Here is a 12,701-nt window from a genome sequence, read left to right as displayed (position 1 = left end):
GTAAACCACCTCCGCAGCCATTTATTGGTGTGGTCTACAGAGGATTATGTCTTTTTAGAGGGGAAAATCCCTAGAACCCCACAATGGAACGATTGTGCTCGACTCATTTCAAATTGCATTATTTATTATAATTCCGCGTTACTATCGGCATTTTTACAAATCCAAGAGAGGAACGGTAGGCAAGATGTGGTTGATGTTATTTCTCGGCTTTCACCTGTTGCTTGGCAACACATTAATCTAAATGGGGAATATGCCTTTAATAAAGACCGCAAAGAAATCGACTTAGCTGGCTGAGGGATCCCCACAAAATTTCCATTCATACAATCAGCTATCAGCCTGTTTGATTACTGCCCAGTCCCACTGAACCACCCACTGTAGTATTTGTTTAAGTCCCTGCTGATAATATTGCCTGCGTATTCGCTGTTTGGGTTCTTTGCAAAGTAATATCCCAAGGAAATTCAGGGCCAATACCCGCCTATTTTTAACGGTGTTAGCTTGATAACGCAGGTGCAAACCCGCTTTCTCCGCTGCGCTACCTAGCAGGTAATGAAACCAATTAACCAATGCGGCCAGTAGTAGCAGTATCTCTAAGCGAGATTTCTTCTTGGTACCATGCAAATCGCTACCCAGGCCATAGCGGTGACTTTTCTGATCACGGAAGCTTTCTTCAATTTGCATTCGGCTACTGTAGCACTTAGCAATTTTATCCGCATACCCATGGCAGTCAGCTAAGGATGACACCAACAACCATGGTTCCTTATACGTCTTATTTTTATCGCGTTTCAATAGCTTATAACCTTTGCCAACCAGGACGGCCTGCGTTTCATAGTGTTGTGTTTGGGCAAGCATGATTTTTCCTACACTTTTTGGATCCTTCTTCGCTTGCCGATAAAGCTGATTAACACTGATAAACTTGTCCTGCTCTGCCAATTTAAGCTTCACATTGCCTCGAACTCTAGCTACATAATGCCATCCCAGCTTACGCACTTGTTTCAGCCATGGAACTTTAAACCCCGCGTCAGTGACAATTACGGGCTTACAGTCCTTGGGTAGCATGGCTTTAAGCTGCTTTAAAAACGCCCCGTGTAGGTGTGGGCAGGTATAATCTTCTGCGGCGGCAATCTTCTGTAGCAGAGTCAACGCTCTACCGTCAGCGGCAATGCTGGCACGCAGGATAAAGTGTCGCTTGGCAGTATCGGCATTGCTCCAGTCAACCAAAATCATCGGCTTAGTTTTATGGCCAACAATAGAAGCCGTCAGCGCAGCATAAATCAATGGCAGCTCTCGTTGCAGGTTAGGATTATTGAGTAGACGATCTGCCCGTTTGATACTGACCTTATCTGAAGAGCCAGGCATCGCCCGGCCAATCGCAGTAACGGTGCAACACGCATCCTTTGCCAGGGCGGTTACCGCATCTAGCAAAACCGAAAATCGGGCTTTATGCATTGATTTTGGCGTGACAAAGGTGAGGAAATCAGCGAGCATAGCTTTTACATTCATGGTGAGCATCCGCGGTGTGGGAGTTTTGGCGAATGATCAGATCAGGAACCGCCATGAATGTTCCCCAATCAACTAACATTTTATTTTAACTACAGAATTTCTGGGGATACCTCAGGAAAACTGGTCTCTGATGGCTCTAGGAGAGGCATTGGCGAGATCTAAGGCTGTGGTGATACCCAACGCATTTAAACGCTTAGAAAGCCGTCTACCAACGCCCCAAACATCATCAACCGGGACTAATGCGAGCAATCGACGTTGCCGATCTGGATTGGTCAGGTCTACAACCCCCTGAGTAGCTGGATATTTTTTGGCGGCATGGTTAGCCAGTTTGGCGAGTGTTTTAGTCGGTGCAATGCCTACACAAACGGTGATCCCAATCCAGTGGCCTATGCGCTCTCGCACTTTTTGTCCGAACTCGACAAGGGATATGGCCGACTCAATACCGGTTAAATCCAAAAACGCTTCGTCAATGGAGTAAACCTCTACTCGTGGTGCCATCTCTTCTAAAGTGCGCATCACTCGACTGCTCAAATCTGCGTACAGCGCGTAATTGGACGAGAATGCCAAAATGCCATGGCGCTGCATTTCAGCTTTGATCTGAAAGACGGGTACGCCCATTTTTATACCGAGTAACTTAGCTTCACGTGAGCGTGCAACCACGCAGCCGTCATTGTTAGACAGCACCACAACCGGCGTATCTTTTAAATCAGGACGAAACAGCTTCTCACAACTGGCGTAAAAATTGTTGCAGTCCACCAAGGCAAATACAGGCATGGGATACTCACGACTTGCGGCGCATGTTTCGCACCACATTGGTGACCACACCAAATATCTCTAACTCTGTCCCTTCAGGAATATGAATGGGCTCATACACCTGGTTTCTTGGGAGCAGCATGACGCACGGCCTTAGCTGAAGCTCCTTTACCGTGAGTTCACCATGGATACCAGCGATGACAATGTCACCGTGTTCTGCTTGGACAGAGCGATCAACCACCAGAATATCATCTGGGTGAATCCCAGCATCAATCATAGAATCACCTTCAACACGCACAAAGAACGTTGCAGCCGGTCGTTTGATGCAAAGCTCGTTAAGGTCGAGCGTTTGCTCAACATAAAACCTGTGCTGGTGAGGGAAAACCAGCAGAAACACGTTCCATGAACAATGGAATACGAAGGCGCTTGGCTTTGATGAAGGCAAGTGCGCCGCTACGGCCTATCAGCGAGACACTCATGACGAACCTCGAAAAATTACAATAGATACTGTTTGTTTATACAGTATCTAATGCTATGCTGATTTCTACAAGTAAAATTGTAGGTAAAACTGTAGTTGTTCGAGTAAGACGTTGTGTCGTGGGTGATTTCTTTTTTGTGTTGAAAAGCTTGATGTGGGGGATCACTCGCCCTCGTCAAAGCCTGCAAGGCTTGGACAATACTGCTTCTGCCTACTGCTCTTGTTTCTGTTACTGATCCTGTTACTGCTACTGGTTAACGCATGGGTCAAGTAACCGTCAGACAAGGCTTGTTGAACCCTTTGCAAAGGGTTTAAAAACAGTTAGTAAAATTCTGCTTCGTATTGAATTTACTGGCTTAAAGCGAAGTCAGGAGCATCTTTAAAATGCTCAGTCGAACTCAGTTCAAGCCTTTTTCAACCGTTTGAAAAGGGGTTGGCTAAGCCATACGTAAAGGGTATCGGTAAGGGTTACCTAAACGGTTTGGCTAAGGCTTTCTGAAAGGCTTAGCCAAAGCCTTCATACATGGGTTCACACAGTAGAAAGATTAAAAAAACGCTGAGGTATCCAAGGTGCATTTTGTACTACCTGTGGCACAGTGAAATAACCCAAAGCGAACAATAGAATTGAAGAGGAACCATCAATGACAAGAGTCCCTGCGCCATTTCCGCTAGAGCGCCTCGCGGATATCCCAGAAAGACCAGAAGATTTTAGATTGCTGGAACGGATTCCATTAACGCGTGAGCCGCAGACTTGGCCACTTGAACTTTCTCCTATGGTCGGCGATGAACAGCCAATGGTGCTGCTCGATACAGAGACAACCGGACTGTCTGCCGATGACGAGTCCATTATTGAGCTTGGTATGGTTAAGGTGCTTTACAGCCCATCAGCTAAGCGGATTGTGTCGATTGTTGATGTGATCAGCCTGTATGAAGATCCCGGCAAGCCAATCCCCGAGCTTATTACCGAGTTAACCGGCATCACTGATGAGATGGTGCAAGGCCAGCACATTGATGATTCACTGGTAGCGAGTTGGTTATCCGATGATCCGCTGGTGGTTGCACACAATGCACAGTTTGATCGTCCTTTCTTTGAAAAGCGGTTTGCCGCATTAGGCCATCTATCTTGGGCCTGTTCAGCCAGTGGCATAGATTGGAAAGCATTGGGTTTTGAAAGTCGAAAGCTTGAGTACCTGCTGCTTCGCTTAGGTTGGTTCTATGAAGGACACAGAGCCGCAACCGATTGTTTGGCGATGGCCTGGTTGTTCTATTTATTGCCCGAGTCCGTTGCAAACTTGTTGTCTGAAGCAGACAGACGAACTGTGTTAGTTCGTGCGTTTGGTGCACCGTTTGACGTAAAGGACTATTTAAAAGAGCGTGGTTACCGCTGGCATGACGGTGTTAAAGGTGCCAACAAACATTGGTGGCGCGAAATCAGCGAAGACGAGTTGCCGCAGGAACAAACTTACCTGGATGATTTGTATCATCGTGGCTCAGAACATGCCCACTATGACTACAAAGATGCCCGCAATCGATTTAAAGCTTTGTCATAGCCCCTTGCATATTTGAAAACCTCTGGAAAATGGAAAGTGAACTTACGTTATACCCAAACTACTTGGTGTTGCAGCTAGGCGGCAAGTGAGCGAGTCCCCATGAGCATAGATCTTCTATGTGATTGGGGTGAGCGAATGCAGGTAACACCGCTGCGGCTGCATGTAGGAAGGGTATATAACCAACAAGAGGAATCTTTCCATGTACCAAGACACCTACATTGAATACTGGGGCGAAATCTTCGTCTCTGCCCGCATCATTGAATTTGGCATCACATTCGAGCGCTTTCTTAAAGATCCATGGAAGCATTTGATGTCCTGTGGCCAAGAGTCTGCCCCAGACGCGATTGCTGAAGGGATGCTGCCATTGCTACCAGCTCAGGCAGAAGTCGCCAGGCGCATTCAGGAGAGTGAGCAACGAGCCCTGATGTCTACAGAGTCGGACAAAGGGGTATCTCATCGCGGTAACATCGTGGTGCCACTGGTTCGGGTAGCGCATTGATAGCGGCTATCATCAATGGTATGAAACAATGTCTTCACGCCCATACCTGAGCGGCAATTGCAATCCAGATCAAAAAGTTGCCGCTTAGTCTTCCCTACAAAATAATTTGTGATAGGATGATACCTAATAAAATTTATTAGGTTGAAGCCTATTCAGTGTTTTATGGCCATCTGTCCAGCTTCAACCAGTAGAGATTGCTAAGTCATTGCGAATGAAGAGCAGCATTGAGTGACGCTTTTCAATGTGATTACGCGATGTCGGTCCGTATTTTATAAACAGAGTTTTAAGAAACAGGTTGAATTGGATAAACAAGACGCATGACAAATGATGGTCTGAAACAAACGGTAGTGGCGAAGTCAGATAGGCTTTCGCAGATAGCGCAGTTGCCACAAGCAACCAGGGATCGCATTGCCCATATCGATTTCACCTTATTGTTTAAGGGAGAGGCGGTACGGGCAGATTTAGTCGATCGCTTCAGCATAGCGGCCGCACAAGCAACGAAAGACTTCACAATGTACCGAGAGCTTGCACCAGGCAACATTGAGTATGACCAAAAGCTCAAGTTGCATAAGCGTGGTGAAGCATTTGAATCCTTGTTCGACTACGACGTTGTGAGAACACTGGCAACCATTAGCCAAGGGTACGGTGATGGCTTCACTGGAAAGGTAAAACCACCCCTTGCTTGTGAAGCGCCTTATCACCTTAACAAGCCGAGTTTATCGATAGTGGCGAAAGTCACCGAGGCCATACACAAAGGCAAAGCCTTACGTATCACCTATGTATCGTTATCGAGCGGTGAAACCACGCGTGAAATTGTGCCGCATACGCTTGTAGACAATGGCTTGCGTTGGCATGTTCGTGGTTTTGACCGCAACCATGGTGAGTTCCGTGATTTTGTACTGACCCGAATTAAAGCAGCGGTTGTGCTTGAAGATTCCACTTTGTCGCCTTCTGTTATCAAAGAAAGTGAGCTCGAAACCCAAGATCGGCAATGGAACCGATTTGTAGAGCTTGAGTTAGTGCCGCATCCACGTATTGAGCACAGCGAAGCGATAGAGCTGGACTATGGCATGACGGGTGGCGTTCTAAAGGTTGAGATTAGAGCGGCAACCGCTGGGTATTTGCTTCGGCTTTGGAATGTCGATTGTTCCAAAGAGGCTCAGCTAAAAACACCCGAATTCCATTTATGGCTAAAAAATTATCAAACTTTATACGGTGTCGGTAACCTTGCGATTGCTCCTGGTTTCGATAGCGTCACAGCATAGGGAAGAACATGAATATTTTACAATACGAATCAAAAATTTGGGCAACTGCTGACCTTCTACGTGGTAGTGGTATTAAAGAATCAGAATGGCCTTCGTTCATGATGCCTTTCTTTGCTCTTGTGATGATTGAAAGCCGGCTTATACGGATGTTTGATGAACTAAAGGCAGAAATAGGCGAAGAAGCATTTAAAGAGATTCAACAAGAAGATCTCTATGATCTCATCAAAGATAAAGGCCAAGGCTACAACATCTTCATTTTTGAGAAAAACCAATCGTTATCCGATATTTGTAAAAACGACAAATCTTTTGATATCGACTTCGATGCCTACCTTAATGGCTTTGATGGTGAAACGAAAGACCTGCTTGGCGTAGATGCCGTTGAAGGCGAAAAGTTTCTTGATATACGAGGTGTAATAGCCAAACTCAAAGCAAAAAAGGTATTGCTTGGCTATACCAAACTTTGGGCTGAAATTGACCTCAAGCCTTTTAATAACTCTGAGATCACCACACTAGAAGAGCATATCAAACGTAAATGGGCTGACATCTCAGCAGAAACCGCCGGGGAGCAGTACACCCCTGATGATGTAATTGCGCTTATTAGTGACATTGTCGCTTCGAAAATAGAAGAATCCGACAAGCTTCTTAAAATTTATGACTGTACCTGCGGTGGCGGCAACATGCTATTTGGTGTTGAAGACCGCATAAACAAAAAGTTTAAGCGTCTAACTCAAACATATGGGCAAGATTGGAACGACGCGCTTTATGCACTAGCAAAGATCGAAAGTCGTTTTCGCCCTGATTCAAAAATCGAACATGGCAACACTTTAGTTGATGATAAATTCGACAACGAAGAGTTTGATGTGGTTATTGCCAATCCACCTTATGGTGTAAGTTGGTCTGGCTATGCCAAAGACATTCAAAACGACAAAACCGAACGCTTCAAATTTTTACCATCGATCTCTGATGGTCAGTTGCTCTTTATGCAGCACTTAATCTCAAAATTGGATGCCAATGGTATAGGTGTTGTTGTTCATAATGGCTCTACATTATTTAGTGGTGATGCTGGTTCGGCGGAGAGCAACATCCGAAAATGGATGCTTGATAAGGATTTAGTTGAAGCAATAATTCAATTACCTACAGATGAGTTCTTCAACACGCCTATATACACTTATCTATGGGTAATAAATAAAAACAAGCCCATGAATATAAAAGATAAAGTAACAGTTATTAATGCGAGCGAAAAGTGGTCCTTACTGATAAAAAACAAAGGCTCCAAAAAGCGTGAAGTTGCCGAAGAGCAAAGAACCGAAATAGTGAAAGCACTGGTTGAATGTCAGGACAATGAATTTACCAAGGTCTTTGAAAAGGAACACTTTTACTTCAATAAACAAGCGATCATGCTAACCAATGTAGATCAAAACGGGTTAAGTTTTGAATCGCAGCTGCCAATGAAAGAAGATAAAAAAACTGGCGAAATGAAGAGAGCTGCCTCTAAACCATTAACGGTTACGTCTTTGACTGACGGCGAGAGAATGCTTAATGAGTTTTCTATTACAGAATTTAGTAGTGAATCTTACAGTTCTTTATTTGAGTATTTTGAACAAGATATCAAACCATTTGTTTCAGGTCTTAACTATAAAGAACAGCCGCTTAAGGTCACGACCAATTCAAGCACCTACTATTACGATGACGAGCAAGAAACCTTAATCAAAGAAGATCGTAAAACAGGGGCTGCTCAAGCATTAGGATGCGGGAAAATTATCATTAAGGCTGCACTCAAGAAAGCCACAAAAAAACTACCGGAACGAATTGAAATTACTGTTGAGTTGACTCCGGATTATCAAAAAGACTACGAAGTTATTCCATTTAACAAAGATTCTGTGCTTAATCAGCAAGCTATTGAAGCCTTTATGGCGAAATACATCAGTAAACCGTTTGAATATCTTGAAAATGTTGTGGGTGTAGAAATTAACTTTAACAAAATTTTCTACAAGCCAGAGGCGCAACACAGTGTTGAAGATGTTTTAAAGGAAATCGCAGCACTAGAGGAAGAGTTAAAACAACTGGATGAGGCTATCGCACTATGAAGTTGCATTCAGAAACCTATGATTCGTATAAAAACGCCGAAGGCGAATGGTCAGAAACTATACCTAGTGTGTGGCAAGAAAAGCGCGTAAAAGATCTATTTAGGTTAGTAACCGACGCAGCACCAGCAGACAATGATTACGAGTTACTTTCTTTATATGCAGGCATTGGGGTAAAGCCACGCAAAGATTTGGAAGCCAGAGGTAACAAAGCCAGCTCGACCGATGGATATTGGATTGTCAGAAAGAACGATATTGTCGTGAACAAGCTTTTGGCTTGGATGGGGGCAGTGGGTTTGTCGGAATATGATGGTGTTACCAGTCCGGCCTATGACGTATTGAGACAGGTAAGCAAAGACATTGACCCAAGGTATTTCGCTTATCTTTTTAGAACCGAAATAGCTAAAAAGATATTCCGTAAAAATTCTCGTGGCATTATGGACATGCGCTTGCGCCTTTACTTTGACAAGCTTGGTGCGATCACTGTACCGTTGCCATCTTTACAAGAGCAAATTTCTATAGCTAATTATATTGATCTAAAAACTGGCCAAATTGATCGAAAGATAGTACTGCTTAAGGAAAAAATAAAAATATACAGTCAGCTTAAACTATCGTTTATTAATGAAAGTATCCTGAATGGTCTAAATGAAAATAACCACTTTTCTTCTTCAATAGATTGGGAAGTGAAGAGAATAAAAGATATAGCTTATCTAAGCACTGGCGACAGTTTAAGTCCAGAGTTAAAAGAAAAGTTTTCGATAAAGGAGCCCAATTCAACTCCTTATGTGTCAACTAAAGATATTGACCAGTCTACAGGTATAGTAGATACCAAAAATGGCATTTACATTCCACACTCAGAAACTAAATATAGGCGAGCTCCTAAGAACTCTTCTCTACTATGTATAGAAGGTGCAAGTGCTGGGAAGAAAATTTCATTTATTGACGAAGAGGTTTGTTATGTTAATAAATTGATGTGTTTTTATAACAATAATAAAGTAGACCCTCTATATCTACATTATTATTTAAGTACTACTCGATTTAAGGACTTATTTAATGCTTCTCTAAAAGGTTTAAGGGATGGATATTGGGGAGTAGCTGGGCCAGAAATTAGCAGGTTCGAAATGCCATTACCTTCACTAGATGAACAGCATAGAATTGCAAATTTTCTTAAGATAAAGATAAAGAGCATTAATGATCTAATAGCTAAAGTTACAGAAGAAATTGACTTGTACTCAAATCTTAGGAATGCATTTATTACTGATGCAACAACAGGGAAAGTAAAAGTAATCATGGAGCCTGACATCGCATGAATGAACTTCACTTACAAGATAAGTTCCTTATTCCTTTCTTCTGCAATGACCTTAGCTACAATGAAGTCAAGGCTAACACGGTGACCAACTCTTTGGTTATCGAGGAGGACTTAGAAGCTTTCATCAGTGAAACTGATCTCAACAAGAAGGCTTACGATACACTGCTTAAAAAGTACAAGGGTGATAAAGCCCTATTGCTTAAAGAACTCATTGAGTTAATTCAAGAGCGCATCGGTAGTAGCCGTAATATGGCTTTGTTTATCAATGCAAATAAGTCGATTACCCTACAAGGCGTCAAGCTTCACTTGTTCTACCCAAGTGATAGTGTCATTCACGGCAACAAGTTATTCGAGCAGAATATATTTTCGGTTGTACAGGAGCTGCCTTATAAGTTTAAGTTTCAGGGCGAACAGATATTCTCATTCCGCCCTGATATCGTGCTTTTTGTAAATGGTATCTACCTTGGTTATAGCGAACTGAAAAGTAACTATTCCAGCCAAAACGCTAGTAAAAACGGGCGCGGCAAGGTGATAAAAGACTACTTTGAAGCAGTAAAAGCCTATCACCAACATATCGATAGTAATGATATGTTGAGCGAGAATGAAAAGCTTGCGCTGCGCAAAGATTTCTTAAAGGTTTTCGAAAAAGCTATACATATTACCACAACAGATATTGGTGAAACCTATGTTATTCGCACCATTGCAGACTATTTCGATGAAATACTCACAACTTGTCGTGAAGGCAAGTTTGACAGAGAAGAGATAGAAAAAAAGGCGCATAGCGTATTTAAGCTATATCCTCTACTTAAACCTGATGCTGATAAAAAGTCCAAGCTAAAAGAGTTATTCAATGCTCTTTATAGTAAGTTCATGGTTGAGAAAGAAATCCTATACTACAACTTTATTGAACGCGACGTACACGTCAAAAAAGGTATTAAAGAGGTTAAGAATGAGCCGGGATTCTTAATTTCGCCGAGGCCAAAACAGAAGTTTGGTACAGATAAAATCATGGCTAAGATTGATGAGTTTTTAGACCATGAGCAAGACCCTAATTATTTTGACAATCTCCTTGAGAAGCAGCTAATTGGTGTTAGTGAGGCGAAAAAAGCCGAGCTCCTTCAAAAGCGTAAAGCCTATTCGAATAACAAAAACGTTTATTCGCTATTAATGCAATATGCAGCAGGCTTTGGTAAGTCAAATATTATCGGTTGGTCGGCACTACAACTAAAAGACCTTCGACGCCCAGACGAAAATGGCAATATGCAGTACGTGTACGACAAGGTCATGATAGTCGTTGACCGATTGCAGCTGCGTAGCCAGATAGACTCACTAATGCTTAACATGAATATTGATAAGCGTTTGGTGGTTGAAGCTACGAACAAGAAAACCTTTCAAAATGCTTTAGCATCTGATAGCCGAATTGTGATCGTTAACTTACAGAAGTTCGGTGCAGTTAAAGAGATGATGGATGCGAATGTTTTAGCTAAGCTTGCAAAAATGCGTATTGTTTTTCTCATCGATGAGATACATCGCTCTAATAGTGGCGATCAACATGAAGAAATGGTCAGTATCTTCGACGAATTGCAAAGTCCTTTTGATGGCGAAGCTTATGCAGGGAAGGCAACGAAGAAGAACTTAATTGTCGGTTTCACCGCTACACCGGATGATCACACGCTGGCACGTTTTGGTGAATTTAGCGGCTATGCAGAAAGCGAAAAGCTGTGGCGGCCGTTTGATAGTTTCACCATGAAAGAAGCGATAGAAGATGGCTTCATCCTCAACCCACTTAAAAACATTGTCCCTGTGGCATCTAAAATGCTATTTGATTTGCCTTCAAATCCACTCGAAGGTTTCACAGAGAAGGAATTTAAAGATGCTCAGAAAAAGCAGGTGTATGAGAACCGAGAACGTATTGACGCAATATCCAAGTATGTTGCCGACCTTCTGGTAAAAGATGTTTACCGTCAAATACGTGGTACAGGTAAAGCCATGCTTGCCGTGTATTCCATTAAATCGGCCATCGCTTACAAGGAAGCCGTAACTAAATACTTTAACGAGTTGGTTAAGCTTCCTAAATATGAGAAGTATGCAGAGGCTCCAATTCATATTGTTTATTCGAGCAATCAGGACGAGCAAAGTGCTACGGGATTAAACGAAGGCCTATCTGAAGAAAAAGTATTGGAGAACTTTGCCCTAAAGAAAAATGGCTTAATCATTGTTGTCGCGAAGCTTCAGACAGGGTTTGACGAGAAAAAACTGCATACGCTGTTTTTGGATAAAGAAATTCGTGGTATTAGCGCCATACAAACGATTTCACGTGTTAACAGAACGGCCAAGTATAAAAACGACTGTAAAATTGTTGATTTCTCTTATAACAATGTAAACGTTCAGAACATCAAAGATGCGTTTGAGCATTTCTCTGATGTTGTTGTCAGCGACTTTGATCCTTTCGGAGATAAAAAGGTTCTCGATATTCTCCTTGCTGAGCTCAACAAGTCTGATACGTACGATAAGTTTTTCAATGTGTTTATGGGAATTTATAGGGACCCTGTCAAACGAGATCAGCCTGAATCCTATCTTGATTTTGAAAGCAGTCTTAAAAAATACATTGAAGCGAACCCTCAGCGCACAGCAGATACCAAGGCTAAAGCAGCACAATATTTTACGATATTAAATCGCATTGAATTTGTAATAGCCTTGGATGCCAAGTATAGCGAACCAAGCTTTCTATTTTTTTGGCGTAAATTCAACACCCTATATAACATGCTTCATCGAAGCGATGACGTCAAAGACCCTATTGAAGTGTATTTTGACAACCAAATAGGCATGGTTGAAGTAATTGCAGAAGAACCTAAAAAGAAGAAAAAGAAACCAACAGAAGTCGCAACCGGAGCACCTCCAGGGCCTGGTGGGCAATATGACATTTTAGCGATTATTGCTGCACGCAACGATCAGGAAGAGAAAATCGGCTCACTCATTCTGGAATTCGAATCAAAAATTTCTGACTTCTTCAACTATGTAAACAGCTCTACTGAAGGTGAGCGATTGATCGTTAAGATTAAGTCGCATGTTTCAGAAAATGAAATCTATGATGATTTTTCAAAAATTTACCGTAAGTATCGTGCGCTCTATCGTTCCAAAGTCGGTGACTATTTCTTTAAAGAGACTGAAGATTTGGTTGATAAACTTTGTGATGATTTTGAGCTGATGCTCAAAGAGCAAGACTAATTTATTACTTCATTTAGTTGAGCTTGCCATGATCA

The 12,701-nt window shown here is 42.5% G+C and carries 9 protein-coding genes and 2 pseudogenes; 8 read left to right on the top strand and 3 right to left on the bottom strand.

Annotation, left to right across the window (positions count from 1 at the left end; all coding sequences use genetic code 11):
- The first annotated feature begins 27 nt into the window (after positions 1–27).
- On the top strand, positions 28–294 hold the full coding sequence (locus tag F1325_RS15985; protein WP_160230711.1) for a Tn3 family transposase: 267 nt from the start codon (positions 28–30) through the stop codon (positions 292–294).
- Positions 295–324: 30 nt separating this feature from the next.
- Here F1325_RS15985 and F1325_RS15980 read toward each other — a convergent pair whose 3' ends face one another.
- The 3 genes and pseudogenes from F1325_RS15980 to umuD all read right to left on the bottom strand — a co-directional run bounded on the left by F1325_RS15980 (position 325) and on the right by umuD (position 2,732).
- The gene (locus F1325_RS15980; protein WP_002001451.1) at positions 325–1,509 is read right to left on the bottom strand and encodes an IS4-like element ISEc29 family transposase; all 1,185 of its coding nucleotides are present in this window, start codon (positions 1,507–1,509) and stop codon (positions 325–327) included.
- Positions 1,510–1,614: 105 nt separating this feature from the next.
- Positions 1,615–2,274: pseudogene (locus tag F1325_RS15975) on the bottom strand (Y-family DNA polymerase); the annotation flags it as partial.
- A 7-nt stretch (positions 2,275–2,281) separates the two neighbouring features.
- Positions 2,282–2,732, bottom strand: a pseudogene (umuD, locus tag F1325_RS15970) (translesion error-prone DNA polymerase V autoproteolytic subunit).
- A 55-nt stretch (positions 2,733–2,787) separates the two neighbouring features.
- Between umuD and F1325_RS19215 the strand changes: the two are divergent.
- From F1325_RS19215 to F1325_RS15940, 7 genes are all read left to right on the top strand, one after another.
- The gene (locus tag F1325_RS19215) at positions 2,788–2,967 is read left to right on the top strand and encodes a hypothetical protein (protein WP_167514936.1); all 180 of its coding nucleotides are present in this window, start codon (positions 2,788–2,790) and stop codon (positions 2,965–2,967) included.
- A gap of 405 nt (positions 2,968–3,372) precedes the next feature.
- Positions 3,373–4,281: a 3'-5' exonuclease gene (locus F1325_RS15965; RefSeq protein ID WP_160230710.1), complete on the top strand. Its 909-nt coding sequence runs from the start codon at positions 3,373–3,375 to the stop codon at positions 4,279–4,281.
- 199 nt (positions 4,282–4,480) lie between these two features.
- Entirely contained in the window at positions 4,481–4,780 is a 300-nt protein-coding gene (locus F1325_RS15960) for a hypothetical protein (protein ID WP_047109307.1), read from the top strand.
- Between the two features lie 593 nt (positions 4,781–5,373).
- Complete coding sequence (locus F1325_RS15955) at positions 5,374–6,045, top strand: WYL domain-containing protein (RefSeq protein ID WP_432277991.1); 672 nt, start codon at positions 5,374–5,376, stop codon at positions 6,043–6,045.
- Between the two features lie 8 nt (positions 6,046–6,053).
- On the top strand, positions 6,054–8,132 hold the full coding sequence (locus F1325_RS15950; RefSeq protein WP_160230708.1) for an HsdM family class I SAM-dependent methyltransferase: 2,079 nt from the start codon (positions 6,054–6,056) through the stop codon (positions 8,130–8,132).
- Positions 8,129–9,439, top strand: a complete 1,311-nt coding sequence (locus F1325_RS15945; protein ID WP_160230707.1) for a restriction endonuclease subunit S — start codon at positions 8,129–8,131, stop codon at positions 9,437–9,439. Before F1325_RS15950 ends, F1325_RS15945 begins: the two co-directional genes overlap by 4 nt.
- Positions 9,436–12,666 carry a DEAD/DEAH box helicase family protein gene (locus F1325_RS15940; RefSeq protein ID WP_160230706.1) on the top strand — a complete coding sequence of 1,077 codons (3,231 nt, stop codon included), beginning with the start codon at positions 9,436–9,438 and terminating at the stop codon, positions 12,664–12,666. Before F1325_RS15945 ends, F1325_RS15940 begins: the two co-directional genes overlap by 4 nt.
- The last annotated feature ends 35 nt before the right edge of the window (positions 12,667–12,701 follow it).

Source organism: Proteus columbae, from assembly GCF_009914335.1.
In the GTDB taxonomy this organism is placed as follows: Bacteria; Pseudomonadota; Gammaproteobacteria; order Enterobacterales; family Enterobacteriaceae; genus Proteus.
This window is presented reverse-complemented; position numbering and strand designations above follow the sequence as displayed.